Origin of the sequence: Belnapia moabensis DSM 16746 (assembly GCF_000745835.1) — a bacterium.
GTDB classification, from domain to species: Bacteria; Pseudomonadota; Alphaproteobacteria; order Acetobacterales; family Acetobacteraceae; genus Belnapia; species Belnapia moabensis.
Genome location: NZ_JQKB01000048.1, coordinates 15,849 through 40,632, shown reverse-complemented (window position 1 = coordinate 40,632; position 24,784 = coordinate 15,849). Strand labels below are relative to the sequence as shown.

27 protein-coding genes are annotated in these 24,784 nt (G+C 69.8%); 8 read left to right on the top strand and 19 right to left on the bottom strand.

All coding sequences use genetic code 11. The annotated features are described in order from the left end of the window. The 6 genes from EP26_RS35095 to EP26_RS21730 all read right to left on the bottom strand — a co-directional run. The coding region (locus EP26_RS35095; protein ID WP_043341811.1) for a transposase at positions 1–164 on the bottom strand (164 nt) is incomplete at its 3' end. 566 nt (positions 165–730) lie between these two features. Continuing rightward, the gene (gene ptsP / locus EP26_RS21750) at positions 731–2,578 is read right to left on the bottom strand and encodes a phosphoenolpyruvate--protein phosphotransferase (protein WP_043341800.1); all 1,848 of its coding nucleotides are present in this window, start codon (positions 2,576–2,578) and stop codon (positions 731–733) included. After that, positions 2,568–2,891: an HPr family phosphocarrier protein gene (locus EP26_RS21745; protein WP_043341797.1), complete on the bottom strand. Its 324-nt coding sequence runs from the start codon at positions 2,889–2,891 to the stop codon at positions 2,568–2,570. The genes ptsP and EP26_RS21745 overlap by 11 nt, the downstream gene beginning before the upstream one ends. Further along, the gene (locus tag EP26_RS21740; protein WP_052389498.1) at positions 2,888–3,334 is read right to left on the bottom strand and encodes a PTS sugar transporter subunit IIA; all 447 of its coding nucleotides are present in this window, start codon (positions 3,332–3,334) and stop codon (positions 2,888–2,890) included. Before EP26_RS21740 ends, EP26_RS21745 begins: the two co-directional genes overlap by 4 nt. Further along, positions 3,331–4,257, bottom strand: coding sequence for an RNase adapter RapZ (gene rapZ / locus EP26_RS21735; protein ID WP_084112737.1), 927 nt, complete (start codon positions 4,255–4,257; stop codon positions 3,331–3,333). Before rapZ ends, EP26_RS21740 begins: the two co-directional genes overlap by 4 nt. Continuing rightward, positions 4,257–4,718 (bottom strand): HPr kinase/phosphorylase, encoded by a 462-nt coding sequence (locus EP26_RS21730; RefSeq protein ID WP_211259508.1) that lies wholly within the window; start codon positions 4,716–4,718, stop codon positions 4,257–4,259. Before EP26_RS21730 ends, rapZ begins: the two co-directional genes overlap by 1 nt. Before the next feature lie 102 nt (positions 4,719–4,820). On the opposite strand from EP26_RS21730, the gene EP26_RS21725 reads away from it, so the two are divergent. Both EP26_RS21725 and EP26_RS21720 read left to right on the top strand, forming a co-directional pair. Then, a complete protein-coding gene (locus EP26_RS21725) occupies positions 4,821–5,768 on the top strand; it encodes a threonine/serine dehydratase (protein ID WP_052389496.1) in 948 nt (315 codons plus the stop codon). Between the two features lie 394 nt (positions 5,769–6,162). Next, positions 6,163–6,663: a hypothetical protein gene (locus EP26_RS21720; RefSeq protein ID WP_043341792.1), complete on the top strand. Its 501-nt coding sequence runs from the start codon at positions 6,163–6,165 to the stop codon at positions 6,661–6,663. Positions 6,664–6,743: 80 nt separating this feature from the next. On the opposite strand, the gene EP26_RS21715 is transcribed toward EP26_RS21720, so the two are convergent. Further along, positions 6,744–7,547 (bottom strand): undecaprenyl-diphosphate phosphatase, encoded by an 804-nt coding sequence (locus EP26_RS21715; RefSeq protein ID WP_043341791.1) that lies wholly within the window; start codon positions 7,545–7,547, stop codon positions 6,744–6,746. A gap of 95 nt (positions 7,548–7,642) precedes the next feature. On the opposite strand from EP26_RS21715, the gene EP26_RS21710 reads away from it, so the two are divergent. Further along, entirely contained in the window at positions 7,643–8,569 is a 927-nt protein-coding gene (locus EP26_RS21710; protein ID WP_043341790.1) for a heme-dependent oxidative N-demethylase family protein, read from the top strand. Positions 8,570–8,650: 81 nt separating this feature from the next. Further along, entirely contained in the window at positions 8,651–9,199 is a 549-nt protein-coding gene (locus EP26_RS21705; RefSeq protein ID WP_043341789.1) for a Spy/CpxP family protein refolding chaperone, read from the top strand. A gap of 7 nt (positions 9,200–9,206) precedes the next feature. On the opposite strand, the gene rbsK is transcribed toward EP26_RS21705, so the two are convergent. Genes rbsK through deoC form a run of 7 tightly spaced genes read right to left on the bottom strand, consistent with a single transcriptional unit; the run spans position 9,207 to position 16,495 of the window. Beyond that, positions 9,207–10,139 carry a ribokinase gene (gene rbsK / locus EP26_RS21700; RefSeq protein ID WP_043341788.1) on the bottom strand — a complete coding sequence of 311 codons (933 nt, stop codon included), beginning with the start codon at positions 10,137–10,139 and terminating at the stop codon, positions 9,207–9,209. Further along, positions 10,136–11,233, bottom strand: coding sequence for an aldose 1-epimerase family protein (locus EP26_RS21695; RefSeq protein WP_052389495.1), 1,098 nt, complete (start codon positions 11,231–11,233; stop codon positions 10,136–10,138). Before EP26_RS21695 ends, rbsK begins: the two co-directional genes overlap by 4 nt. A 2-nt stretch (positions 11,234–11,235) precedes the next feature. Continuing rightward, on the bottom strand, positions 11,236–12,228 hold the full coding sequence (locus EP26_RS21690; RefSeq protein WP_043341787.1) for an ABC transporter permease: 993 nt from the start codon (positions 12,226–12,228) through the stop codon (positions 11,236–11,238). 12 nt (positions 12,229–12,240) lie between these two features. Next, complete coding sequence (locus tag EP26_RS21685; RefSeq protein ID WP_052389494.1) at positions 12,241–13,233, bottom strand: ABC transporter permease; 993 nt, start codon at positions 13,231–13,233, stop codon at positions 12,241–12,243. After that, on the bottom strand, positions 13,230–14,726 hold the full coding sequence (locus EP26_RS21680; protein ID WP_043341786.1) for a sugar ABC transporter ATP-binding protein: 1,497 nt from the start codon (positions 14,724–14,726) through the stop codon (positions 13,230–13,232). Before EP26_RS21680 ends, EP26_RS21685 begins: the two co-directional genes overlap by 4 nt. Positions 14,727–14,730: 4 nt before the next feature. Next, positions 14,731–15,792: an autoinducer 2 ABC transporter substrate-binding protein gene (locus EP26_RS21675; RefSeq protein WP_157033666.1), complete on the bottom strand. Its 1,062-nt coding sequence runs from the start codon at positions 15,790–15,792 to the stop codon at positions 14,731–14,733. 25 nt (positions 15,793–15,817) lie between these two features. Continuing rightward, a complete protein-coding gene (gene deoC / locus EP26_RS21670; protein ID WP_043341784.1) occupies positions 15,818–16,495 on the bottom strand; it encodes a deoxyribose-phosphate aldolase in 678 nt (225 codons plus the stop codon). Positions 16,496–16,592: 97 nt separating this feature from the next. On the opposite strand from deoC, the gene EP26_RS21665 reads away from it, so the two are divergent. After that, positions 16,593–17,360, top strand: coding sequence for a DeoR/GlpR family DNA-binding transcription regulator (locus EP26_RS21665; RefSeq protein ID WP_043341780.1), 768 nt, complete (start codon positions 16,593–16,595; stop codon positions 17,358–17,360). Between the two features lie 118 nt (positions 17,361–17,478). After that, entirely contained in the window at positions 17,479–19,110 is a 1,632-nt protein-coding gene (locus EP26_RS21660) for an FGGY-family carbohydrate kinase (RefSeq protein ID WP_043341777.1), read from the top strand. A gap of 87 nt (positions 19,111–19,197) precedes the next feature. Here EP26_RS21660 and EP26_RS21655 read toward each other — a convergent pair whose 3' ends face one another. Next, a complete protein-coding gene (locus EP26_RS21655) occupies positions 19,198–20,283 on the bottom strand; it encodes a TRAP transporter substrate-binding protein (RefSeq protein ID WP_043341774.1) in 1,086 nt (361 codons plus the stop codon). Positions 20,284–20,502: 219 nt separating this feature from the next. On the opposite strand from EP26_RS21655, the gene EP26_RS21650 reads away from it, so the two are divergent. Then, positions 20,503–21,141, top strand: a complete 639-nt coding sequence (locus EP26_RS21650; protein WP_052389493.1) for a YoaK family protein — start codon at positions 20,503–20,505, stop codon at positions 21,139–21,141. A gap of 2 nt (positions 21,142–21,143) precedes the next feature. Here EP26_RS21650 and EP26_RS21645 read toward each other — a convergent pair whose 3' ends face one another. The 3 genes from EP26_RS21645 to ahcY all read right to left on the bottom strand — a co-directional run bounded on the left by EP26_RS21645 (position 21,144) and on the right by ahcY (position 23,502). Next, on the bottom strand, positions 21,144–21,452 hold the full coding sequence (locus tag EP26_RS21645) for a hypothetical protein (protein WP_043341772.1): 309 nt from the start codon (positions 21,450–21,452) through the stop codon (positions 21,144–21,146). Positions 21,453–21,576: 124 nt separating this feature from the next. Further along, positions 21,577–22,002, bottom strand: coding sequence for a DUF4149 domain-containing protein (locus tag EP26_RS21640; protein WP_245624469.1), 426 nt, complete (start codon positions 22,000–22,002; stop codon positions 21,577–21,579). A gap of 105 nt (positions 22,003–22,107) precedes the next feature. Continuing rightward, positions 22,108–23,502 (bottom strand): adenosylhomocysteinase, encoded by a 1,395-nt coding sequence (gene ahcY, locus EP26_RS21635; RefSeq protein ID WP_043341770.1) that lies wholly within the window; start codon positions 23,500–23,502, stop codon positions 22,108–22,110. 192 nt (positions 23,503–23,694) lie between these two features. Here ahcY and EP26_RS21630 point away from each other — a divergent pair, with 192 nt between their 5' ends. Beyond that, the gene (locus EP26_RS21630) at positions 23,695–23,943 is read left to right on the top strand and encodes a DUF2171 domain-containing protein (RefSeq protein ID WP_043341827.1); all 249 of its coding nucleotides are present in this window, start codon (positions 23,695–23,697) and stop codon (positions 23,941–23,943) included. Positions 23,944–23,952: 9 nt separating this feature from the next. Here EP26_RS21630 and EP26_RS21625 read toward each other — a convergent pair whose 3' ends face one another. Beyond that, entirely contained in the window at positions 23,953–24,759 is an 807-nt protein-coding gene (locus EP26_RS21625) for an MlaA family lipoprotein (protein WP_052389491.1), read from the bottom strand. Between the last annotated feature and the right edge of the window lie 25 nt (positions 24,760–24,784).

The window sequence follows — 24,784 nt, the reverse complement described above, 5'->3', positions numbered from 1 at the left end:
TAGGTCAGCCGCTCGCCGGTGCGCTCATGCCGCCCAGCCCCGATCAGGCCTTCCACATCGGCCTCCATCAGCATCTGCAGCACCGCCTCGGCGACACTGCGCAGAAAGTCACTATCCCCGGCTTTCGCCAGCAGGTCAGCCAGTGGCAGTCTGTCCTCGGTCATCGGGTCCTCGGCCGGTCAGGGGTGGGAGCGTCGCAACTCCACCCTAGCCGCCAGGTCCGATGGCCACCCCAACTCTACACCCCAGCCAAGGCCGGATTTTCCACCACCTCCGTAGACGCTACCCGACTGCGAGCTGCAGCCTGCCTCAGGGCATCCGCCGACAAGTCCTGCCGCGTGATCACCACCGCCATCGCAAGCCTCCCGAATCGAACCCCCGGGAGACAGCGAATCACGCCCGCCGCAAACCGCGGATCACATGCGAGTCAGTGACCATGGCGGTTGGTATTACAGGTGGCCTTCGCTTCGCTTGGTAGAGGGCGAACAGACGTCGCAAGCGGGTCAGTCGATTTGGCCCGCTTGCCGACTCCACGTGAGTCGGCTCTGGCCTTGGAAGGCGCCAGAGCTTTTTTAATAGGCGAGAAACCGTGCACGTACTCCGGATGCCGGATTGAAAAGGCTGTCCAGCAAGCGGCGGGGCTGACCGCCTCGGCCATGAACTCCGGGCTTCACCTTACCGGAGGGAACCTGCCCTGTTGCGAGGCTCATGCAACAGAGCAAGGCATCCCTCAGCCCTTGTCCGTTCCCGTCCCAAAATTTAGCACCAGCTCGTGGATACGGGCCGGGTCGGATTGCTCCATCACCCGCCGGGCGAAGCGGGCACAATCGGCGATGTCGAGGGCGCGGATCGCCTGCTTCACGCGGGGTATCGCGCTGGCATTCATCGACAAGCAGCGGATGCCGAGGCCCAGCAGCAGCGGCACCAGCCGCGGGTTGCCGGCCATCTCGCCGCAGACGGAGACGGGCATGCGAAGGCGGAGCGCCGCTTCCGTCGCGAACTGCATGAGGCGCAGCACCGCCGGATGCAGGCTGTCGTAGAGGTGGCTGACCTCGGCCTCGGCACGGTCCACCGCCAAGGTGTACATGGCGAGGTCGTTGGTGCCGATGGCGAAGAAATCCGCCTCGAGCGCGATGGCATCGGCGGCCAGCGCAGCGCCCGGAGTCTCGATCATCACGCCGAGCTCGGGCAGCTTCTCCGGCAGCGTCACGCCCTTGCGGCGGAGGCGACGGGCGACGCGCTCATAAATCTCACGCGCGGCCTGCACCTCGGAGGGGTTGGTCACCATCGGGAGCAGGATGCGGATCTTGCCGCGCTCGGAGACGCGGAGGATGGCGGCGAATTGTGCCTCCAGCAGTTCCGGCCGCTTCAGTAGCAGGCGGAGGCCGCGGAGCCCCAGCGCCGGGTTAGGCCCGGAATGCGTCGGCGCCACGCCTTCGCTGAGCGCCTGCATGTCCTTCTCGCCGCCCCAGTCGAGCACGCGGATGGTGACGGGGTCGCCGCCCATTGCATCCACCACCACGGTATAGGCGGCGAGCTGGGCCTCCTCGTCGGGGAGGTCCTCGCGGTTCATGAAGAGGAATTCGGTGCGCAACAGGCCGATGCCCTGGGCGCCGGCCTGGGCGATCAGCGGCAGCTCGGCGGGAATCTCGAGATTGGCCTGGAGCTCAACATGCTCGCCATCGGTGGTGATGGCGGGGAGGCGGCGGAGCTTCGCCAGCTTCGACCGCTCCTTGGCGAAGGCGGCCAGCGCGGCGCGGCCCTTCTCCGTCGCCTTGTCGCCGGGGCGAAGGACAATGGTGCCGGCAGCGCCGTCGAGCACAGCCATGTCGCCGCGCTCGGCGCTCTCGCTGAGGCCGGTCGCGCCGAGGATGGCGGGGATGCCGAGCGCGCGCAGCATGATGGCGGTATGGCCGTCGGCGCCGCCCTCATCCGTTGCCACACCGGCGATACGCGTCGGGTCCAGCAGCGCGGCATCGGCCGGGGTCAGCTCCTCGGCGATGAGGATGGCGCCCTCGGGCACGCCCTTCAGGCTGCGGAACGGGGTGGAGGTCAGGTTGCGCGTCAGGCGACGGGCGATCTCGCGCACCTCGCCGGCGCGGCGCTGCAGGCCGGGCTTGTCGTCGTCGCGGGCGGCGAGGATCAGGGCCGCGATCGCCTCCGCCTCATCCCCTACCGCTGTCTCGGCGGCCAGCAACTCGGTCTCGATCCGCTTGCGCGCGCCGCGCAGCAGCCGCGAATTGCCGAGCATCAGCACATAGGCGTCGAGCAGCGGCGCCAGCTCCTCCTGCGCTTCCTCGGGCAGGACCGAGAGGCGCATCTTCAGCTTGGCGAGTTGCTTGCGGGAAAGGGCGACGGCTTCCGCCAGGCGGGCCTTCTCGGCCTCGGCTTGGTCGGGCGTTATGGTGCGGCGTGGCGCCTCGGTCGGCACCTCGGTGGTGTCGTAGACGGTGCCGATGGCAATGCCCGGGGAAACCGGAATGCCGCGGATGGAATGCTCACGGCCGCGGCGGGGGCCGGGCTTGCGGAGGATATCGGCCGGCTTCGCCTCGGACTTTTCGCCCCGCTCAGTCTTCATGGAAGCCGGCTTCGACCAGGCCGGCGACGGCGTCCAGCGCCTCCCGTGCGTCCCAGCCCTCGGCCTCGATGGTGACCTTGCTGCCCTGGCCGGCGCCCAGCATCATCAGCCCCATGATGGAGCAGGCCGGCACCTTCTGCCCGTCGCGCGAGACGCTGAGGCAGGCGGAATAGCGCTCGGCCAGCGTCACCAGCTTGGCGGCGGCACGGGCATGCAGGCCACGGCTGTTGCGGATTGTGAGGCATTGGCGCAGCACCAGGTCCTCGCCGCCCGAGGCGCTGTCGGTGGCGGCTTCGCTGCTGGTCTGGCTCATGACTTGCTTCCACCATTCCCATTGGCGCTGCCGTTGACCCGGGCGATCCCGTTCGGGATGTCGCCGGCGGCGGCGATGTATTTGCGGCCGGCGGCGGCGGCATGGTCTACCGCCTCGGCCAGGGGTTCCGACGAGCGGATCTTGGCGAGCTTCACCAGCAGGGGGAGGTTCACCCCGGCGATGACCTCGACATGACTGTGGTCGGCCAGCGAGACGGCGAGGTTGCAGGGGGTGCCGCCCATGATGTCGGTGAGCACCACCACGCCGTCTCCCTGCTCGACCGCCGCGATGCTCTCGCGGATATCCTGCCGGCGGCGTTCCATGTCGTCGTCGGGGCCGATGCAGACAGTCGCAACCGCGCGCTGCGGCCCGACCACATGTTCCATGGCGAGGCGGAGCTCGTCGGCCAGCCGGCCATGGGTAACCAGGACCAATCCGATCATGGGGACGGTGAAAGGGCCTCCCGACCCCCTAAACGGGCTTCCGAAGCAGCAGGACCACGTGCCGCCTCATCGAGTTCCCGATGCGTCACGTCGGCGCGCCAGCCCAGTATGCGGAGATGGTCAGCCAGGCGCTCCGCAACAAGGACCGAGCGATGCCGGCCCCCGGTGCAGCCCAGCGCGACCGTGAGGTACTTCTTGCCCTCGGCCACGTAGCGCGGCAAGAGCGGATCGACGAAGCCAACGAGCCGGCCCCAGAAGCCGGGAAAGTCCGGGTCCGCCTCGACATAGGCGGCGACGGCTGCGTCCCGCCCGGTCTGCGGCTTCAGCTCCGGCACGTAATGCGGGTTGCGCAGGAAGCGCACGTCGAAGACCAGATCCGCCTCGCGCGGCAGGCCGCGGGGAAAGGCGAAGGACTGGACGTGGATGAGCAGGCCGGGCGCGCCCTCGCGGCGGAAGCGGCGCTCGATCGTCTGGCGCAGTGAGGGCAGTGGCAGGTCCGAGGTGTCGACCACCATGTCAGCGGCATCGCGGAGCGGGGCCATCAGCGCCTGCTCGCGGGCGATGCCGTCGGCGACGCGGCTGCCGAGCGAGCCGCCGGGCGCCAGCGGGTGGCGCCGCCGGGTCTCGCTGTAGCGGCGGAGCAACACGGCGTCCTCCGCCGTGGCATAGACCAGGGTGACGGCGATGTCGGGCCGCAGGCGGAGGCGGGAGAGGGTGCGGAGCACCTGCTCCGGGTCGAAGCCGCGGCTCCTGGTATCGACGCCTGCGGCTAACGGTTGGTCGCCATCGCCCACCAGCTCCTCCAGCAGATCGAGCGGCGGGTTGTCCACCGTCTCGAAGCCGAGGTCTTCCAGGTGGCGGAGAATGGAAGCGCGGCCCGCGCCCGACAGCCCCGTGACGAGAACGACCGGGCGCGCGGCCATCATTTCATACCCTGGGCGAAGGCGCCGGCCGGCTGGGCGATATGGCCGAGGGCGGCATCCAGCGCCAGCGCCAGCTTGGCCGGGGCCGAGGCGTCGAAGGCATGGAGGCGGATGGCGGGGAGGGTCACGCCTTCCGCCGACCAGTCTTCTGGCTCCGGCAGGCGGGTGATTTCCGTACGGGGCAGCAGGCGGGCGACGAGGCGAAGCACCGGGGCAACGGCGCGGGGGAAGGGGCCGAACAGGCCGAGGCCGCGCACCTCCAGCAGCCCGGCGAGGGGCGCAGGAGCATCCGGGCGCAACTTGCCTGCCTCCGCCCGGAGCGCGACCTGGTCATCGGCGACCAGGGACCATCCCGATTGCATCAGGCGCAGCACCAGATCGGACTTTCCTGACCCCGATGGACCGAGGAGGAGGATGGCATCCTCTCCCCGGGCGACGGAACTGGCATGGAGCAGCATCATAGCCGCCATCCAATGGAGGGTTCACATTGGCAGAAAGCGGAGATCGTTCCAAGGGCACCGTCGGTTGCACCGCATCATGGGTCGTGCCACCGATGACGCATCATGAACGACACTCCTATCCTCGACCGGGACGCGATCAGCGCGGCCGCCCGTCGCATCTCCTCCTATCTGCGGCGGACGCCGCTGCTGCGGCTGGCCGGGCCCGATCTCGGCCTGCCGCATGATGTGGTGCTGAAGCTGGAGCTGCTGCAGGCGAGCGGCAGCTTCAAGCCGCGCGGCGCCTTCAACACGCTGCTCTCCAGCCCGATCCCGGCCGCTGGCGTCATCGCCGCCTCGGGTGGCAACCATGGGGCGGCCGTGGCCTATGCGGCGCGGGCCTTGGGCGTGCCGGCGGAGATCTTCGTCCCCGAGATCACCGGCGCGGCGAAGCGGGCGCTGATCGAGGGTTACGGCGCCAAGCTGGTAGTGGGCGGCCCGGACTATCACGCGGCCCGCCAGGCGAGCGAGGCCCGCGCGACGGAGACGGGCGCGCTGACCGTCCATGCTTATGACCAGCGGACGGTGCTGGAAGGACAGGGAACCGTCGCCCTGGAATTCGACGAGGATGCGCCCGGCCTCACCCATGTGCTGGTGGCCACCGGCGGCGGCGGGCTGATCGGCGGAATGGCCGGCTGGTACGGCACGGGCGCGACGCGGCTCGTCAGCGTGGAACCGGAGGGCTGCCCGACTCTCGCCACGGCGCTCCGGGAGGGCCGGCCGGTGCCGGCGCCAGTCGGCGGCGTGGCGGCGGACAGCCTCGGCGCCCGGCAGGTCGGGGCGCTGATGTTCCCGCTGGCGCAGCCGGCGGTGGAGGCGGCGGTGCTGGTGCCGGACGGCGCGATTCGCCAGGCGCAGCGGCTGCTCTGGGAGGCGGCGCGGGTGGTGGCCGAGCCGGGCGGAGCGACGGCGCTTGCCGCGCTGCTCTGCGGTGCTTGGGCGGCGCCGGCGGGGGCTCGCGTCGGCGTCCTCGTCTGCGGCGGCAACTGCGATCCAGGGAGCGTGCTCGCCTGAGGCGGTTCCCCTACGCACTGGCTCCCGGACCCAGCTTCAGCCTTTCGCCTGATCGAGCAAACTCCGACCGGATGGACTGATCTCATTGGAGGCTGCGGGGAGGAACGAGCAACAAAGCTACGCAGCCGATGGCTCGGCCCTCTCCCAATGCCCGATGGTAAGGCGCCATCAGTCCGGAAATCCCTGCACGTTTCCCGATCGAGGTGGCGCGGAACCTGGTCCGGCCGTCACGTCGCCCGCTCGAGCCATGCGGTGGTAACTGGCACCTGCGGCCCCTACCGCAGCCTTGCCGAGTTCTGGCCTCCGGCGGGAGGAAGCCTGGGCGGCCTCGCCTGCCAGGCGCAACCTCCTCGCCGCGCCTCGCGTTCGCCCCAGCAGAAGTGAGGAGGCGGGCATGCGGATGAGGATTTTGCTGGCGGCGGCCATGCTGGTCGGGATGACGCATGGTGCTTGGGCACAGCCCGCGGGCCAGAGCGTGGCACCCGGTGCAGCGGCGGCGCCTGACCTCCCTTCCTACGCGCGCATTCTGGAGGATGCCGAAAACCGGCTGCGCCAGGCGGAGCAGGCGGCCTCTCATGCGCCTGTCCAACACCAGGGCGGCGCCATCTCGGGGTCCCGGATCGAGCTGATGCGGGAGGCGCGGGCGGCGCAGGACAGCGTGCAGCGCGTGCCGACGAGCTTCGCCGGGAACGAGGCTTACCGCAACGCCGACCGCGAGCTGCGGGAGACGCTCTCCAGCGTCGTCACCGCCCAGCGCGGGGGCGGCGAGGGCAGCATGCAGGCGGCGGAGAAGGCCGTGCAGATCATCGCCGGGCTGCGTCAGCAGGTGTTGCAGGCAGCGGGCGGCACCGGCGCCCCGGCACCCGCGCAGCCTGCCGCCGGAAGCGGCCGCTAAAGCAGCCCTCAGGGGATAGTTTGCTCGATCAAACGACAAGCTGGAGCCGTTTCCGCGAGCGCAGCTGAGCAGAAACGGCTCTAATGTAGGGCGAGCCAGGCAAGCATCACCACACCGAGGGCGATGCGGTACCAGCCGAAAGGCGTGAAGCCGATGCGGCCGATGACGGCGAGAACCCAGCGCACCGTGAGCAGCGCCACGACGAAGGCGGTGGCGAAGCCGATGCCGACCTGCCCCAGCCCATCGGCCGAGATCTCGTGCCGGACCTTCAGCAGGCTGTAGGCGGTGGCCGCGAGCATCGTCGGGATGGCGAGGACGAAACTGAATTCGGCTGCCACCTTGCGATCCACGCCGAGCAGCAGCGCGGTGATGATGGTGGCGCCGGAGCGCGAGGTGCCGGGGATCATCGCCAGCGCTTGGCCGAAGCCGACGATCAGCGCGGAGACCGGGCCGATCTCCGGCACGGAGTGGATCGTGGGCGCGGGCCGGGCGCGCTCGATCAGGATGATGGCGATGCCGCCGAGGATCAGGGCGCAGGAGACGACCCAGGGGTTGAACAGGCTCTCGGTGATCGTCTTGTGCAGCGTCGCGCCGATGATGGCGGCGGGGACGAAGGCGAGGATCAGGTTGACCACGTAGTAGCGCTCCCGCCCCGACCGCCAGAAGCCGCCGATCAGGCGCAGCAGCAGGTCGCGGTAGATCCAGATCACCGCGCAGATGGCGCCGAGCTGGATGCCGACCTCGAAGACCTTGCCGGGCGGCCCCTCGAAGCCGATCAGCGAGCCGAGCAGGATCAGGTGGCCGGTCGAGGAGATCGGCAGGAATTCGGTCAGCCCCTCCAGCACGCCCATGGCGATGGCGGAGAGGATCGCGGCGAGGTCCATGGGCAGTAAGCGCTCCGGGAAGGAAGCGGCGGCTATACCGGGGGCGGCGGGGGCGCGATAGTTGCCGCGCCAGGGTGCTCGCCGGAGGTTGAGGCATGGACGGCGCGGAACTGCCGCGAGAAGTGGTCTACCTGCCCTTCGAGGACGGGCCCTTCCGCATGGCGATGGGGCTGGTGTCCTGCCCCGAGGCCGACTGGATCGAGATCGACGAGCGCTACCCGGCGGAGATGGCGGAGCGGTGGGAGCTGCTGGCGACGCGGCACGAAGATGTCTTCGCGGCCTGTCCCGGCTCCGAGGCGGCGCGGGCGGAGGTGCTGGCGCTGCTCGCGGCGCATCTGCCGGCGCGCTTCCCTACCTGGTTCCAGCGTGAAGGCCACCAGCTGCGGAACCGGCTGACGGGGGAGGAGTGGGACCTCGCGGCCCACGGCCTCGACCCGCTGGAGCTGGCGGCGCGGCTGGTGCAGGAGGATCTCTGCATCATCCGGCCAGCGGAGGGCGGGCCGGTGCTGGAGGCGGGGCTGCTCTGCGCGCCGACCCGCTGGCGGATCACCGAGAAGGTCGGCCGGCCGCTGATGGCGGTGCATGCGGCCGTGCCCTTCTACGGCGAGCGGCTGGGGGTGCCGGTCGATCGGTTCATGGGGCAGATCAAGGCAGGGCGTGTCGCCATGCGAGTCAATTGGTCGGTGGTGGACAGCCCGGCGCTGTTCCAGCTCGAGGGCAAGCACCGGGGGGAGCGGGACCCGAGCTTCACCGCGGAAAATGCGGGGGAGCGGCTGCACCTGCGGACGGAGCGGCAGACCTTCCGGCGGCTGCCGGAGAGCGGGGCGGTGCTCTTCACCATCCGCGTCCATAGCTATCCCCTGACCCGGGTGGCGGCGCTGCCGGGCGTCGCCAAGCGGCTGGCCGGGGCGGTCCGGGCGCTGCCGGAGGAGATGGGGCGGTACAAGAGCCTGCCGGTCTATCGGGAGGCGCTGCTCGCCTGGCTCGACGCCGCCCGGCCGGCGACCTTGCCGGGTAATTGATCTCTCCGCCGAGCACGCGACTGCGCTTGAACCGGGGGGGCGTTCGCGCCGAGGATCACGGCCTCACCTCGGAGACCCGTCATGATCCGCCTCGCCGCGGGCCTCGCCCTCCTTCTTGTTGGCCCGGCCTTCGCCCAGACCGCCCATCAGCCCTATGCCGGGTTGCAAGCCCGCCCGGTCAAGGCGCTCTCGGAGCAGCAGCTGTCGGACCTGAGGGCCGGGCGCGGCATGGGGATGGCGCTGCCGGCCGAGCTGAATGGCTACCCTGGCCCCATGCATGTCCTCGATCATGCGGATGCACTCGCCCTCACCCCCGAGCAGCGGGCGCATACCGAGGCCCTGTTCGCGGCCATGAGGGCGGAGGCCGTGCCGCTGGGTGAGCAATTGATCCGCGAGGAAACGGCGCTCGAGCAGCTGTTCGCCAGCCGGACGGTGCAGCCCGCGAGCCTGGAGGCAGCGACGGGCGCGGTCGGAAGGTCGCAAGGGCAGCTGCGGGCCGCGCATCTCCGCTATCACCTCGCCATGATGGAGGTGCTCACGCCCGACCAGCTCCGCCGCTACGGGGAGCTGCGCGGCTATGGATCCATGGGCAGCCATGGCCGGCACGGGCACGGGACGCACCGGCCCTGAGCGGGCGTCAGTTCGGGTCCAGCCCCCGGCAGAAAGCGGCGAAGCCGGCGGCATCGGCGAAGGCCTTCTGCGTGCCGGGACGGGTGATTGAATCGGCAGCGTAACGGACGCCCTGGCGCATCGCCGCCTCGACGTCGCGGCTGGCGGCATAGGCCTGGGCGAAGGCGCCGATGAAGGCGTCGCCGGCGCCGGTGGTGTCGAGCGGCGTCACCGGCACGGCGGGGACGTGCGCAGTGCCCTCGCGGCGGACCAGCAACGCGCCGTCGCCGCCGAGGGTGACGATCACCGCCTTCAGGCCGCGTTCGACGAGGCCGCGGGCGGCGGACTCGGCCTCGGCGCGCGTCGCGGTCGGCTGGCCGGTGAGGATGGCGAGCTCGGTCTGGTTGGGGACGAGGAAGGTGGCGGGGAGGATGCGGTCGAGCGCGAGGCCGGGCGTCGCGGGCGCCGGGTTGAGCAGCACCTCGATGCCCTCGCGCGCGGCCCAGTCGATGGTGTGGTAGATCGTCTCCAGCGGGATTTCGAGCTGGAGGAGGATCAGGCCGCAGCGGCGCAGGTCGTCCGCCGCGGCATCGACATCGGCGGGGAGCAGGTGGTCGTTGGCGCCCTTGACGATGAGGATGCGGTTCTCGCCCGTGGGATCGACGAAGATGGGCGCGACGCCGCTCGGCGTGCCCGGCACGGCGCGGACATGGCGGGTGTCGATGCCGAGCGCCTCGAAATTGCGGATGGTGTTGCCGCCGAAGAGGTCGTCGCCGACCCGGCTGACGAGCAGCACATCGGCGCCGAGCTTCGCGGCCGCCACCGCCTGGTTGGCGCCCTTGCCGCCATGGCCCATGGCGAAGGACTGGGCTTCCAGCGTCTCCCCGGCCTCCGGCATCCGCGCCGTGTAGGTCACGAGGTCGACCATGTTGCTGCCGACAACCCCGATGCGTGCGCTCATGGCGATGGGTCCTGCGGGAGGGAGGCGATGAGGCTGTCCATCCGCGCTGTCGCGGCGTGGTCCAGGTAGCCGGTGCGGACGGCGAAGCGCGCCTCCTCGCCCGGCGCCAGCAGGCGCACATGGCCCTTGCGCTTCTCGGCCGCGTAGCCCTCGGGCTGGCAGGTAGAGGGCAGGGCGAAGGCGGCGACCTTCTGGTCGGGGTCGTTGAGAATCCAACGAACGGTCTGCGGGAAGGCGGCGGGGGCGTAGGACATGCCGAAGCCGTCGCCCTCCGGCCGGGCTAGCATCAGATGCGTCTCGCCGCGGGCGTCGGTGCCGAGGCCGTGCAGGTAGAAGACCTGCTCCGGGTCGTAGAGCGCGGGCTCGCCGAGCGTTGCCATGCGGGAGGGGTCGGCGGCGAGGGAGGCGATCAGGGCGAGGTAGGCCGGGTTGGGCGTGACATGGGCGGGGACGGCGCGGCGCACGGCCGTCCGCTCGGGCGTGAAGGGGGCAGGCTGCACGCAGCGGCCGCCGGGAACGAAGGTGAAGTTAATGTGCGCCATGTACATCAGCTCCATCGGCTTGCCCGACAGGTTGCGCGCAGCCATGCCGATTTCGAAGAGCGTGGCGCTGGGGCGGAGCGTGACCGAGGGCTGGGCGAGATAGTGGGGGCCGAAGCCCATGACGTGGTCGCGGAGGCTGACGACGCGCAGGAAGAGCTCGCCCTCCTCCTCGCCGAGTTCGAGCCAGGCGCGGTCCATCGGCGCGCAGGGGAATTCGCCGTGAGGGGCGTGGTCGTCCTCGGGGCCGGGGACGCCGTTGCGCAGGAGGCCGCTGTGGAAGGCGAAGCAGCCATAGGTCTCGGCGATGGTTCGGGCCGGGCGCGGGGCGTCGAAGCCGCTCTGCATCGCAAGCTGCACGCCGTCGAAGCGGGCGGACCAGATGATCCCGCCCATCCAGGGCAGCACCACCACCTCGCCGCGGGCGTTGCGCAGGCGGAGCGCCGCGATGCCAGTGTGGAAGCGGAAGAGGCTGGCCGAGAACTCGCCGGCGGTGAGGATGCGGCGCTCCGCCTCGCCAGCCAGGGCCTCGTGCAGGGGGATCGTCGCGGTCATGCTCAGCGGGTCCGGTTGCGCCAGGCAGCGAGCGCGATGGAGAGCAGCAGGAAGCCGCCCCAGATCAGGTCCACCAGGAAATTGCTGAACCGCATGATCTGCAGGCCGGAGGAGAGCAGCATCAGCGCCGCCAGCGCCAGCACGATGCCGGGCACGCTGGCGCGGCCGCCGGCCGGGTTGGTGCCGGCGAGCACGGCGATCAGCACGGCCTGGAGCAGGTAGGAGACGCCGTAGTCGGACTTCGCCGCATTGGTTCGGCCGGAGAGCAAGATGCCGGCGATGCTCGCCAGCCCGCCGGTCAGGACGTAGGAGAGGAAGACCGTTCGCCCCGTGCGCAGCCCGGCGAAGGCGGCGGCGCGGGCATTGGTGCCGATCAGCGCGAGGTTGATGCCGAAGGCGGTGCGCGCCAGCATGAACCACACGAGCGCCGCGACGGCGAGGAAGACGATCAGCGGCACGGCGATGCCGAAGGCAGTGCCGTTGCCGATCAAACCCCAGCGCTTCGGGAAGCCGACCACCGCCGGGCCGCCGGTGAGCACGAGGCAGATGCCGGTGAAGACCTGGCCGGTGCCGATGGTGGCGAGGATCGGCGTGACGCGGAGCCGGGTGATGAGGAGGCCGTTGATCGCCCCGGCCAGCAGGCCGGTGCCGAGGGCGAGGCCGATGCCCGCCGTCACCAGCGGCCAGGACAGGTTGGCGAGTTCCGGGCCGCGCGGGGCGCCGACGGCGTGGAAGAAGAGCCCGGCCAGGATGCAGGAAAGGTTGGCGATGCCGATGACGGAGAGGTCGATCCCCCCCGTCAGCATCGCCACCATCATAGCGATGGCCAGCAGGCCGAGTTCCGGGGCGACGAAGGTGATCGACTCGAAGACATAGGGGCGGAGGAAGCGCTCCGGGTTGAGCGCCGCCATGCCCCCAAAGATCAGCAGCGTCAGCAGGGCGAGCTGCAGCAGGTTGGTGTCAATGCGGCGGAGGCGCTGGGCGATGGCGGTCATGCAGCTCTCCCCTCAGGCGATGCGCTTGCGGTCGCGCCAAGCGGTCGCCGCCGTCGCTGCGATGACGATCAGCCCGACCACCACGCGCTGCCAAGTGGTGTCGATCCCGAGGATGATGAGGCTGTTGGTGATGACCACCAGCGTCAGCCCGCCGAGGATGGTGCCGATGACCGTGCCGCGCCCGCCGAAGATGCTGGCGCCGCCGAGCACCACCGCCGCGATCACGTCGAGCTCGAGGCCCACCATGTCGCGGGGGTTGGCCGTCCAGATCATCGCCCCGTGCAGCAACCCGGCGAAGCCGGCGATGGCGCCGGCGAGGCCGTAGATCAGGAAGGTGGTCTGGCGGATGTTGAAGCCGACGCGTCGCGCCGCCTCCTCGCCGCCGCCCAGGGCGTAGATGCCGCGGCCGAGCATGGTGTGGCGGAGCAGCAGGTGGATCAGCAGGGCGACGACGGCATAGACCAGGACCATGGCGGAGAGGCCGGCCTGGCTGCCATCCGCCTGGGTCACGCTGAAGAGCTGGGTGCGGGCGAAGTCAATCAGCTTCGGCGGCATCTGGTCGATGTTGATCTGGCTGGTGCCGACCACGCCGAGGATGAAGCCGCGCACCGCCGTGCCGGTGCCGAGCGTCACGATCAGCGGGATCATCCGCAGGTAGTGGACGAAGACCGCGTTCACCAGGCCGAGCAGGAGGCCGATGCCGGTCGCCATGGCGAAGGCCGGGAGGATGCTGTCGAACCCCCAGGCGATCATCGCCTTCACCGTCAGGTACATGGCGGCGATGGCGAAGGCGGGGAAGGAGACGTCGATGCCCCCCGACAGCATCACCAGCAGCACGGCGAGGCCGAGGATGCCGGTGACGACGCTCGCCCGCAGCAGGCTGAAGAGGTTGGAGGGCTGCCAGAAGACCGGGTTGACGAGGCCGATGGTGACGACCGTCAGCACCAGCACCGCGGCGACCATCAGCTCCGGATGGCGGCGGAAGGCGTTGGCGATGCCGCTCATGCCAGGGCCGCCAGCTGCTCGCCGAGGGCGGTCTCGCTCGTCGCCTCGACGGGCGTGTCGGAGACCAAGCGGCCGCGGTGCAGCACCAGGATGCGGTTGCAGTTCTCGACCAGCTCGGGGAGGTCGTCGGAGATCATCAGCACTCCCAAGCCGCGGGCGCGGGCGAGCTCGCGAATCTTGCGGTGGATGCCGGATTTGGAGCCGACATCGACGCCGACGGTGGGGCCGTTCAGGATCAGCAGGCGCGGGTCGTTGAGCAGCCAGCGGCCGATCACCACGCGCTGCTGGTTGCCGCCCGACAATTGGGTGACGGGGCGGTCGCCGGTCGGGGTGGCGATGGCCATCTCGCGGATCATGCCGGCGGCGTCGCGGGCGGCGCGGCCGGACTGCACGACGCCGGCGCGGCTCAGCCGGCCGAGCGAGGTCGCCAGCATGTTGCGGTCGATGGTCTGGGCGAGGAAGAGACCCTCGGTCAGCCGGTCCTCCGGGACATAGGCGATGCCGTGCTCGATGGCGTGCTGCACGCTGTCCAGCCGCACCTCCTGGCCGGCGATGCGGATGCGACCCGTGTAGCCCGGCTGCATGCCGAAGAGGGCGAGGGCGAGTTCCGTCCGGCCGGAGCCGAGCAGGCCGGAGACGCCGACGATCTCGCCGGGGAGGATGCGGAGGGAGACGTCCTCGAGCTGGCCGGGGATGGTGAGGTTCTCGACCTCCAGCAGCGGGGCGGCGTTGGGGGAGGGCTTCCAGCGGTAGCCCTCGGCGGCGATCTCCTGGCCGGTCATCGCGCGGGTGATGGCGGCTTCGTCGAATTCCGAGATCGGGCCGGCGGCGACGACGCGGCCGCTGCGGATGACGGTGAGGCGCTCGCTGATCTCCAGCATCTCGCGCATCTTGTGGCTGACGAAGAGCACGGCGATGCCCCTCGACTGGATGTCGCGCACCACGCGGAACAGCGCCGCGACCTCGCGCCCCGTCAGCGCCGTGGTCGGCTCGTCCATAATGAGCAGGCGCGGGTCCGACATCAGGGCGCGGGCGATGGCGACGAGCTGCTTGCCGGAGGTCGGCAGTGTCTCAACCAGCGCATCGAGCGGCAGGTCGACGCCGAGGCGGTCGATGGCGCGGCGGGCGATCTCGCGTACGCGGCGCCAGGAGACGAGCTTGCGGCCTTCCTGTAGTTCGCTGCTGAGGGCGAGGTTCTCGGCGACCGAGAGGTTCCCGAACAGGGAGAAGTCCTGGTAGATCACCTGCACGCCATGGGTGATGGCGGCGCGCGGAGTCATGCTTTCGATGCGCTGCCCGTCGATCAGCAACTCGCCCTGGTCGGGCTGCCAGACGCCCGAGATGACCTTGATGAGCGTCGACTTGCCGGAGCCGTTCTCCCCGGCCAGGCAATGGATTTCGCCCCGCCCGATCGAGAGCGACACGTCCTCGAGGGCGCGCACGGCGGCGAAGCTCTTGCCGACATGGCGCAATTCGATGAGCGGGGCGGTCATCAGGCTAGAAGTTGTACTGGGCCATGTTGTCCTTGGTCACGCCGACCCAGCCCTGGCCGACGAGGATGTTCGGCCGCTTCGGGTCCGGCGCCTGCAGGCTGTTGTAGCCGGCGAGGCCGAGGTCGAGGCCGGCCTTCACCGGCTTCTTCGCCAGCGCCATGACGGCGAGGATGTTCATGGCGTAGCCGGCCGCTGCCGGGTCCCAGAACTGGATGTAGTTGATGTCGCCGTTGCGGAGATACTGCCCGGCGACGGAGACGAGGCCCGTGCCGGAGAAGAACAGCTTGCCCGCCAGCTTGCGCTCGGCGATCAGCCGGCCGGCGCCCGCCGAGGTCGGCATCGGTGCGCCGAGGATGCCCTTCAGGTCGGGGTAGGCGGTGAGGACTTCCTTCAGCTTGTTGTAGTCGGTGGTCGCGTCGTCATAGGTCTCGATGCGCCGCGTCACCTCCTGCATCTTCGGGAAGTGCTGCTTCTGGTAGGCGACGGCGCCGTCGATCCACTCGTTCTGCGACTGCGAGGTGAGGCTGCCGACGGTGGCGACATACTTGCCCTCGCCGCCCATGTCGCGCGCCAGGACCTCCATCAGCTTGGCGCCATAGGCGTGGTTGTCGAAGGCCTCGATGTCGTAGTCGATGTTCTCGAGGCCCGAGGCCTCGTGCGAGATGACGGTGATGCCCTGGCGCCGCGCCTTCCGCAGCACCGGCTCCACCGCCTCGACCGAGAAGGGGACGATGCAGATGGCGTCCACGCCCTGCGCGATCAGGCCCTCGACGAGCTGGACCTGGGCCGCGGCGTCGGCGGCGCTCGGGCCGACCATCCAGGTGTCGTGGCCCTGGTCGGCGCCGAACTGCTTCACGCCGACGCGCATGCGGTCGAACCAGGCGATGCCGTCCACCTTCACCACGGTGGCGATGCTGTACTTCTTCGTCGCGCGGGCGCTGATGTCCTTCGAGACCTTGCTCGCATCCACCGCCGAGCTCTGGGCCCAGGCCGGGCGGCCGAGGGTTGCCGCCATCAGCCCGCTCGCCGCGAGGGCGCCGAGGCCACGCCTTTCGACTCCGGTCATTGGTGTCTCTCCCTGTCTGTCCGTCTCAGTAGCCGCTGCCGGCCGGCGCGCCGGTGACCAGCGCGACGCCGGAACTGGCGCCGATCCGCGTGGCGCCGGCGGCGATCATCGCCTCCGCCGCGGCGCGGGTCCGGATTCCGCCGGAGGCCTTCACCCCCAGCGCTTGGCCCACCGCCTCGTGCATCAGCGCCACATCGGCGGTGGTCGCGCCGCCGGTGGAGAAGCCGGTCGAGGTCTTGACGAAATCGGCGCCCGCTTCGGCGGCCAAGCGGCAGGCGAGGCGCTTCTGCGCGTCGTCGAGCAGGCAGGTCTCGATGATGACCTTCAGCACGCGACCGGGGCAGGCGGCGCGGACGGCGGCGATGTCCTCGCGGACCGCATCCGCCCGGCCCTCGCGGAGCGCGCCGATGGCGATGACCATGTCGATCTCGTCGGCGCCGTTGCGGACGGCATTGGCCGTTTCGGCCGCCTTGTCGGCGGGCGTCGTCGCGCCGAGGGGGAAGGCGACGACGGAGCAGGTGCGCACCCCGCTGCCGCGCAGGAGGCCGGCAACCAGCGGGACGTGGACGGGGTTCACGCAGACCGAGGCGAAGCCGTGCTCGCGGGCCTCGGCGCAGTAGCGGCGCAGCTCCGCCTCGCTCGCCTCCGGCTTCAGCAGGGTGTGGTCGATCAGCGGCGCCAGCGCGATCGCGGCCTGGGTCATGCGGCGGGGCGTCCTCGGTGCTTGTTAAAATTTTAACGCGTGTTATTGTTCTAACATTGATGATCCGGGCGTCAAGCACACCAACCTGGGAGCGGCCATGACGGCTAGCGCGCGGCATGGCGCCCGGCTCGGGCGGTTGCAGGCGATGGTCGCGGCGGAGGGCCCGGTGCGATTGGAGGCGGCGGCGGCGGCGCTCGGCGTTTCCTCCATGACCCTGAGGCGGGATCTGGCGCGGCCGGGGCTCGGCATCAGCCTGCTCGGCGGGCATGTGGTGCCGCTCGGGGCCGGCCAGGGATATGCGCTGGAGCGGGAGGAGGCGAGCCACCTCGCCGCCAAGCGGCAGGCGGCGCGGCATGCGGCGGCGCTCGTGGACGAGGGCGATACGCTCTTCGTCGATTGCGGCACCACCATGCCGCATCTGGTGGAGGCGCTGCGGCCGGGCATCTTCCTCACTGTCCTCTGCTATGCGCTCAACATCGCCACGTTGCTCAGCCGAAGGCAGCGGACGCAGCTCATCCTACTCGGCGGGCTGTTCCACCCGGCCTCGGCGACCTTCGCCTCGAACGAGGCGCTGGCCAGCCTCCGACGCATCCGCATCAACAAGGCCTTCCTTTCGGCCGGCGGGGTGGATGCGGAGGCGGGCGTCACCTGCACCAATTTCAACGAGGTGCCGGTGAAGCAGGCCGCCATGGCCGCCGCGGCGCAGTCCATCCTGGTGGTGGATGCGAGCAAGCTGGGGCGGTTAAAGCCAGCGCATTTCGCCGCCGCCACCGCCTTTGACCGCATTGTGACCAGCCCGCTCGCCGACCCCGGGGCTGCCGCGCCGCTGCGCCGCGCCGGGATCAGGGTGGACGAGGCAGACTAGAGCCGTCCCCGCTCGCGGAGACGGCTCTAATTCATTGTTTGAGCGAGCAAATTACCCCTTCCGGGTGTGTCCACCCGTCCGGGGTTTGCTCTAACCCGAAGCAGCAGGCGAGGCCGGCATGCAGGACATCGTCATCGGCGTGGATGTGGGGACGGGCAGCGCGCGGGCGGGGGCCTTCACCGCGGCGGGCGGGATGCTCGGGCAGGCGAGCCAGGCAATCCGCCTGTGGAAGCCACGGGCGGAGTTCGCGCAGCAATCCTCGGCGGATATCTGGGCCGCCGTCTGCGCCGCCGTGCGTGGGGCGATGGTGGGGCTCGATCCGGCGCGGGTGCGGGGCATCGGCTTCGACGCCACCTGCTCGCTGGTCGCGTTGGATGCGGCGGGCGAGCCGGTTTCCGTCAGCCCGGACGGGGCGGCGGAGCAGGATGTCATCGTCTGGATGGACCATCGCGCGGCGGCGGAGGCGGAGGCCATCAATGCCGGCGGGCATGACGTGCTGCGCTTTGTCGGCGGGCGCATCTCGCTCGAGATGCAGGTGCCGAAGCTGCTCTGGCTGAAGCGGCACCTGCCGGCGGCCTGGGCGAGGGCGGCGCTGTTCCTCGATCTGCCGGATTTCCTCACCTGGCGGGCCACCGGCAGCACGGCGCGGTCGCTCTGCTCCACTGTCTGCAAGTGGACCTATCTCGGGCAGGAGGGGCGGTGGGACGAGGGGTTCTTCCGCGCCGTCGGGCTCGGGGAGCTGGCGGAGGAGGGGTTCCGGCGGATCGGGACGGAGATCCTGCCGGTCGGGCAGGCGATCCCCGGCGGGCTAAGGGCGGAGGCGGCGGCGGAGCTTGGGTTGCCGGCGGGCATCGCGGTCGGGGCTTCGGCGATCGATGCGCATGCCGGCGGGCTCGGCACCATCGGCGCGGCGCTCGACGGCAGGGCACCGGATGCGGAGGCGCTGCGCCATCGGCTGGCGCTGATCGGCGGCACGTCGAGCTGCCACATGGCCGTGTCGGCCGAGCCGCGCTTCGTGCCGGGGGTGTGGGGGCCGTACTACTCGGCGATGCAGCCGGGGCTCTGGCTGAACGAGGGCGGGCAGTCGGCGACGGGCGCGCTGATCGACCATGTCATCACCAGCCATGCCACCTATCCGGAGCTGGCGGAGGAGGCGCGGCAGGCGGGCGGGACGGTCTATGCGCGGCTGAATGCACGGATCGAGGCGTTGGCCGCGCCGCTCGCCTTTCCGGCGCTGCTGACCGAGGGGCTGCACCTGCTGCCGGACTTCCATGGCAACCGCTCGCCGCTGGCGGATGCGAGGATGCGGGGGATGGTCTCGGGGCTTGCGCTGTCGGCGACTGTCGATGACCTGGCGCGGCTCTACCTCGCCACCATCCAGGCCATCGCCTACGGGACGCGGCATATCGTCGAGGCGCTGGATGCCGAGGGTTATGCGATCGACACGCTGCTGGCCAGCGGTGGGGGCACCAAGAACCCGGTCTTCCTGCGCGAGCATGCGGATGCCAGCGGCTGCCGCATCGTGCTGCCGGAGGAGCCGGAGGCGGTGCTACTGGGTGCCGCGATGCTGGGGGCGGTGGCGGCCGGGCTGCATCCCGGCCTGCCGGCGGCGATGGCGGCGATGGGCCGGGCGGGCGAGGTGATCACGCCCGATCCGGCGACGCGGCGGTATCACGAGGCCAAGTATGCGGTGTTCCGCCGCATGCAGGCCGACCAGCAGGCCTATCGCAAGATCATGACCGGCGCCTGAAACCCGCCGGCGCCAACTCGAGGGTTCCAAGGGCCTTTCGGCCCTTGGTTGGGGGAGCTTGAGGGGGACAACGTCCCCCTCATCCGTTCAGCGCTGCGCCGCCGCCGGGAAGGCGAAGTTGTCGAAGCTGCTCTCGGCGATGCGGAACCACTGGTACTCCTCCTGCCGGTAGGCGCGGTAGGCGGTCCAGATCTTCTTGAAGCGCTCGCTCCGGCTGGAGAGCTCGTCATACATCGCGTTCGCCTCGGTCCAGGCGGCCTGCAGGATCTCGCGCGGCCAGGGGCGAAGCTGGGCGCCGGCGGCGACCAGGCGGCGCAGCGCCTGCGGATTCAGGTGGTCGTACTGGGCGAGCATGTTGGCATTCGCCTCGCCGCAGGCGACCTCCAGCGCGGCCTTGTAGCTGTCCGGCAGCTTCGCTATCGCATCCTTGTTGATGATCAGGTGCAGATGCGCGCCGGCCTCCCAGAAGCCCGGATAGTAGTAGTAGCGGGCGACGCGGACGAAGCCGAGCTTCTCGTCGTCATGCGGGCCGACGAACTCCACCGCGTCCAGCGCGCCGCGCTCGAGCGAGGGATAGATGTCGGCCGGGGCGATCGCCTGCGGCACGGCGCCGAGCCGGGCGAAGAGCTGGCCGTTCAAGCCCGGAGTGCGGAATTTCAGCCCCTTCAGCTCAGCGAGGCTCTTCACCTCGTTGCGGAACCAGCCGCCCATCTGCGCGCCGGTGTCACCGGCCGGGAAGCCGACGCAGTTGAACTCGGCCAACAGCTCGTCGCACAGCGCCTGGCCGCCGCCATACTGTAGCCAGGCCAGGTTCTGCCGCGCGTTCAGGCCGAAGGGCACGCCGGTGAAAAAGCTCAGCGACGGGTCCTTGCCCGCGAAGTAGTAGAGCGGCGCATGGCCGCCTTCGAGCGAGCCGGACTGCACCGCGTCCAGAACCTGCGGGCCGGGCACGACCTCGCCGGCAGGGAAGAAGCGGATGCGGAAGCGGTTGTCGGTCAGCTGGCCGACGCGCCTGGTGATGGTCTCGCCGGTGCCGAAGAGGACGTCGAGATTGCGCGGGAAGGCTGAGGAGATGCGCCAATTCACCTCAGGCGCAGACTGGGCCAGGGCAGGGGCTGCCAGGGCGGCGGGCGTGGCGAGGGCGGCGGCGCCCAGGATCAGGCGGCGGTTCATCGGTGGCAATTCCTCCCGGAAAGGACCGAACCTTGCGTCCGGCCCGTGCGATGCGGCGCATGGAAAAGCCCGAACGGCGCTCCGAGGCAATACCCTAGAACGGGGTCCGTTCACACTGGCTCACGAACCCCGCTCTGGCCTGCTGTTTGGTTGAGCAAATTACTCCGATCAGGTGATCCCATCTGGGCGGAGTTTGTTCCTGCATGGGATGAGGGACACATGGCGGACGAGGGTGGGCTCCGGCGGTCCTGGCTGGCCGTGCCGCTGGTTGCGCTTGGCGGTTGCGTGGATGCGATCGGCTGGCTCCGCCTCCAGGAACTCTTCGTCAGCTTCATGAGCGGGACGAGCACGCTGCTTGGCCTGGCGGTGGCGGAGGGCCGGCCGGACCGCGCGATGGCGCTGGCCCTGACGGTGGCGCTCTTCGTGGCCGGCGCGGTGGTGGGGGCGGCGCTCGCGCGCCTCGCCGGACCGTGGCGGGCGGCCGTGGTGCTGGCGGTGGTGGCGGCGCTGTTGGGATGCGGCTGGCGGCTACCCTCGACCGGTGCGGCGGTGATGGGGCTGCCGCCGATGGCCTTCGCGGTGGTGCCGGCCATGGGGGCCTTGAACCTCGCTTTGCCGGGCGTAGGCGGGATTACCTTCGTCACCGGTTCGCTCACCCGCTTCGCCGATGCGCTGGTGGCGTCGCTGGCCGGGGTCGGGCGGCATGGGGCTTGGCTGGTGCAGCTGGCGGTCTGGGCATCTCTGGTTATTGGTGCCGCCACCGGCGCCTGGCTGGAAGCGCATATGGGGCAGGATGCGCTGGCGGTGCCGGCTTTTACGACGGCGATGGCGGCGCTGGTGGCGCTTCGCCGGAACTGATGTCAGGCGGCAGCGGATTCCACACGTTCAGGTTGTGGCAGGGCCCCGACACTCACGGAGCCGGGCAGGCCGAAGTCGGCGATATGCGTCAGGCACCAGGCTTCGACAAGGCTCGGGTTGGACCAGGGCAACGGCAAGCCCGTAGCAAGTTCCGCGGCGGAGCGCAGCGGGACAGTAAAGGCACAGCCAGCGAACAGCCGCGCCTGCTCGGCGGTTTCCGCGACTACATAACAAGGCTTGCGATGCCAACTCATGGTCCAGGCTGGGTCGTCCAGGTTGGGCGGGCAGGGCTGAAGGCGAAAGACGGCCATCGCGTGGGTCCATATTGCGGTGCGGCGTTAAACTTCCCCGCGAAGACCACTCGCAGCCACTCGCGTTATAGTGAGGCGCATCACAAGGTCGCGCACCAAAAAGGAGACAATTTATACATATTTGCTATAACCCGAGGTGGAAGCTGCGCAGCAGCACCACAGACGCGGCCAGCATCTGGGCCAGGTTCAGCAGAACCGAGAGCCGATGGACGCGATCGAAGCGGGGCTTGGCCATCGCATCCCCGGCCTGGGCAGCGTCCGACAGGCGGTTGATGCGGGGCATAAGCCCCTGACGGAGCCAAAGCGTCAGCGCCGCCACGACCGCCATAGCCAGGGCATCGGTCGGCCGTACGGGAGTGAGGGCCAGGGCGGCGACACCCGCGGTGCCGATCAGCCAGAGGTAGTAGCGCGGAAAGAGCTGGCGGATGAAACGCCCTGCCCATTCGGGCGGCAGCCGGGTGAAGACCAGCGGAGCCACCACGGCGGCGAAGAACACCATGCCGCCGAGCAGCAGGGCGAGGCTGAGGAGTGCGAGAGTGGAGAGGATCATGCGGCGCCGGAGATGGCCCCGCCGCATGATCCCGCAAGCGCCGCCCAGGTGACGTCTCGTGGCTTTGGCCACGAGACGATCAACGGAGGGCGCCGTGTGGAAGCCTCAGTAGCGGTACTGCTCGGCCTTGAACGGGCCCTGCTCCGGCACGCCGATATAGGCAGCCTGCTGCGCCGAGAGCTTGGTCAGCTTGGCGCCGACCTTCTCGAGATGCAGCGCGGCCACCTTCTCGTCGAGGTGCTTCGGCAGGACGTAGACCTTCTTCTCGTACTTGCCCGGGTTCGCCCAGAGCTCGATCTGCGCGAGCGTCTGGTTGGTAAAGCTGGCTGACATCACGAAGCTCGGATGGCCGGTGGCGTTGCCGAGATTCACGAGACGGCCCTCGGAGAGCAGGATGATGCGCTTGCCGTCCGGGAACTCGACCTCGTCCACCTGAGGCTTCACGTTCTGCCACTTCAAGTTCTTCAGCGCGGCGACCTGGATCTCGCTGTCGAAGTGGCCGATGTTGCAGACGATGGCGCGGTGCTTCATCGCCCGCATGTGGTCGATGGTGATGACGTCCACATTGCCGGTGGCGGTGACGAAGATGTCGGCGCGCGGCGCGGCATCCTCCATCGTCACCACCTCGTAGCCCTCCATCGCGGCCTGGAGCGCGCAGATCGGGTCCGCCTCGGAGACCATGACGCGGCAGCCGGCATTACGCAGCGAGGCGGCCGAGCCCTTGCCGACATCGCCGAAGCCCGCGACCATCGCCACCTTGCCGGACATCATCACGTCGGTGCCGCGGCGGATGCCATCCACCAGCGATTCACGGCAGCCGTAGAGGTTGTCGAATTTCGACTTGGTGACGCTGTCGTTCACGTTGATGGCGGGGAAGAGCAGCTTGCCTTCCTTCGCCATGATGTAGAGCCGGTGCACGCCCGTGGTTGTCTCCTCGGAGACGCCCTTGATGCTGGCCGCCAGCTTGGCGAACCAGCCTGGCTTGGTCTTCAGGCAGTCCTTGATGAGGGCGAAGAAGACCTCCTCCTCCTCATTGGTCGCCTTGTCGAGGAAGGCGACATCGCCCTGCTCGGCGCGCAGGCCGTAATGGACGAGGAGGGTCATGTCGCCGCCGTCGTCGAGCAGCATGTTCGGCTCGCCGCCATCGGCCCATTCGAGCGTCTTCTGCACGTAGGACCAGTATTCCGGCAGGGTCTCGCCCTTCACCGCGAAAACGGGAGTGCCGGCGGCGGCGATGGCGGCCGCGGCATGGTCCTGGGTCGAAAAGATGTTGCAGGAGGACCAGCGGACATCGGCGCCTAGGGCCTTCAGCGTCTCGATCAGCACGGCGGTCTGGATCGTCATGTGCAGGCAGCCGGCGATGCGAGCGTCCTTCAACGGCTGGGACGAGCCGTATTCGCGCCGGACGGCCATCAGGCCGGGCATCTCGTCCTCGGCCATGGCGATCTCCTTCCGGCCCCAATCAGCCAGGCTGAGATCCTTCACGATGCTGTCGGCCATTTGCGCTTTCCTCGAGATCAGGTCTGTTCGGCGGGGCGCGTAGCATGGGCGGCCGGCGCTGGCCAGGGATTTCCGACGAGACATAAGGATATCTTTATGTCTGCGATCGGTGCGGGGCGTCACCATGCATCCATCGGGCCTCTCGGCCGTTTCTTCCCCGGGCTGCTTTCCGCAGCCTCACAGGAGGACGCCATGATCGATATGAGCAAGATCGCCGAGCATATGGAGGTGGTCGGGGCCGATGGGCAGCATGTCGGCACCATCGATTCCATCGACACCACGCGGCTGAAGCTGACGAAGCAGGACCCTGCCTCGGGTGGCGAGCACCGCTACCTGCCCTTCGGCGCGATCGCCCGGGTCGAGGGGCAGAAGGTACACCTCTCCATCCCCGCCGCGGAGGCACGACAGATGACGGAGACGCGCGGCAACGACCCGGTCTGACCGGAGCGGCTACTTCCGTTCCAGCGGTGCCGGGAGGATGGCGCCGGTGCTGCTCGTCACCGGCGGGCCGAGGCGATTCTCGATATCCGCCTGCCGGCGCTGCCGGTAGGCGCTGCGGTAGGTGACATAGGGGTCGAGCGAGCTGCGCCGCATATCGTCGATCGGGTCAATCAGCGCCTCCCGCGTATCGACCAGGCTGAGGCCCCCGCGGGTGATGCGGAAGGCATCGACCGCGGCGCCCGAGCCGAGAAAGGTGGCGACGCCCGCCGCGCCATCGACGCCGGAGCCGGCCAGGTCGCGCGGATTGCTCGGGCCGAGCACCGGCAGGACGAGATAGGGCCCCTCGCCGACGCCCCAACTGGCCAGCGTCTGGCCGAAATCCTCGGTATGGCGCGGCACGCCGAACCAGTCCTCCGCCACGTCGAAGATGCCGGCCACCCCCACCGTGCTGTTGAGCACGAAGCGGCCCAGCGTGTCGCCGGCGCGGCGGGACTGACCCTGCAGCATGTCGTTGGCGAGGATGATCGGGCTGCGCAGGTTGTTCAGCAGGTTGCGGATGCCGGTCCGCACCGGGCGTGGGATGCGGGTGCGGTACTCGACCGCCACGGGGCGGGCCAGCTTGCGGTCCAGCCATTCATTGGCTTCGTAGACGTGGCGGTTGGCGGGTTCCAGCGGGTCGTTGGCAGCATGGTACTCGGCGAGCGCCTCCGCGTCGGACGCGGGCGGCCGGGTGGCACAGGCGGCGAGGGCGAGCAGAGCCCAGGCGAGGAAGAAGGCAGGTGCCAGCCTCCGCGAGTTTGCGATGAGCGGTATCATCCTAGGGTTCTCCGCACCATGGAGG

Bases quoted from the DNA above. Each gene is read 5' to 3' on its own strand.
- ptsP (WP_043341800.1), bottom strand. From the start codon at position 2,578: ATGAAGACTGAGCGGGGCGAAAAGTCCGAGGCGAAGCCGGCCGATATC.
- EP26_RS21745 (WP_043341797.1), bottom strand. From the start codon at position 2,891: ATGAGCCAGACCAGCAGCGAAGCCGCCACCGACAGCGCCTCGGGCGGC.
- EP26_RS21740 (WP_052389498.1), bottom strand. From the start codon at position 3,334: ATGATCGGATTGGTCCTGGTTACCCATGGCCGGCTGGCCGACGAGCTC.
- rapZ (WP_084112737.1), bottom strand. From the start codon at position 4,257: ATGGCCGCGCGCCCGGTCGTTCTCGTCACGGGGCTGTCGGGCGCGGGC.
- EP26_RS21730 (WP_211259508.1), bottom strand. From the start codon at position 4,718: ATGATGCTGCTCCATGCCAGTTCCGTCGCCCGGGGAGAGGATGCCATC.
- EP26_RS21725 (WP_052389496.1), top strand. From the start codon at position 4,821: ATGAACGACACTCCTATCCTCGACCGGGACGCGATCAGCGCGGCCGCC.
- EP26_RS21720 (WP_043341792.1), top strand. From the start codon at position 6,163: ATGCGGATGAGGATTTTGCTGGCGGCGGCCATGCTGGTCGGGATGACG.
- EP26_RS21715 (WP_043341791.1), bottom strand. From the start codon at position 7,547: ATGGACCTCGCCGCGATCCTCTCCGCCATCGCCATGGGCGTGCTGGAG.
- EP26_RS21710 (WP_043341790.1), top strand. From the start codon at position 7,643: ATGGACGGCGCGGAACTGCCGCGAGAAGTGGTCTACCTGCCCTTCGAG.
- EP26_RS21705 (WP_043341789.1), top strand. From the start codon at position 8,651: ATGATCCGCCTCGCCGCGGGCCTCGCCCTCCTTCTTGTTGGCCCGGCC.
- rbsK (WP_043341788.1), bottom strand. From the start codon at position 10,139: ATGAGCGCACGCATCGGGGTTGTCGGCAGCAACATGGTCGACCTCGTG.
- EP26_RS21695 (WP_052389495.1), bottom strand. From the start codon at position 11,233: ATGACCGCGACGATCCCCCTGCACGAGGCCCTGGCTGGCGAGGCGGAG.
- EP26_RS21690 (WP_043341787.1), bottom strand. From the start codon at position 12,228: ATGACCGCCATCGCCCAGCGCCTCCGCCGCATTGACACCAACCTGCTG.
- EP26_RS21685 (WP_052389494.1), bottom strand. From the start codon at position 13,233: ATGAGCGGCATCGCCAACGCCTTCCGCCGCCATCCGGAGCTGATGGTC.
- EP26_RS21680 (WP_043341786.1), bottom strand. From the start codon at position 14,726: ATGACCGCCCCGCTCATCGAATTGCGCCATGTCGGCAAGAGCTTCGCC.
- EP26_RS21675 (WP_157033666.1), bottom strand. From the start codon at position 15,792: ATGACCGGAGTCGAAAGGCGTGGCCTCGGCGCCCTCGCGGCGAGCGGG.
- deoC (WP_043341784.1), bottom strand. From the start codon at position 16,495: ATGACCCAGGCCGCGATCGCGCTGGCGCCGCTGATCGACCACACCCTG.
- EP26_RS21665 (WP_043341780.1), top strand. From the start codon at position 16,593: ATGACGGCTAGCGCGCGGCATGGCGCCCGGCTCGGGCGGTTGCAGGCG.
- EP26_RS21660 (WP_043341777.1), top strand. From the start codon at position 17,479: ATGCAGGACATCGTCATCGGCGTGGATGTGGGGACGGGCAGCGCGCGG.
- EP26_RS21655 (WP_043341774.1), bottom strand. From the start codon at position 20,283: ATGAACCGCCGCCTGATCCTGGGCGCCGCCGCCCTCGCCACGCCCGCC.
- EP26_RS21650 (WP_052389493.1), top strand. From the start codon at position 20,503: ATGGCGGACGAGGGTGGGCTCCGGCGGTCCTGGCTGGCCGTGCCGCTG.
- EP26_RS21645 (WP_043341772.1), bottom strand. From the start codon at position 21,452: ATGGCCGTCTTTCGCCTTCAGCCCTGCCCGCCCAACCTGGACGACCCA.
- EP26_RS21640 (WP_245624469.1), bottom strand. From the start codon at position 22,002: ATGATCCTCTCCACTCTCGCACTCCTCAGCCTCGCCCTGCTGCTCGGC.
- ahcY (WP_043341770.1), bottom strand. From the start codon at position 23,502: ATGGCCGACAGCATCGTGAAGGATCTCAGCCTGGCTGATTGGGGCCGG.
- EP26_RS21630 (WP_043341827.1), top strand. From the start codon at position 23,695: ATGATCGATATGAGCAAGATCGCCGAGCATATGGAGGTGGTCGGGGCC.
- EP26_RS21625 (WP_052389491.1), bottom strand. From the start codon at position 24,759: ATGATACCGCTCATCGCAAACTCGCGGAGGCTGGCACCTGCCTTCTTC.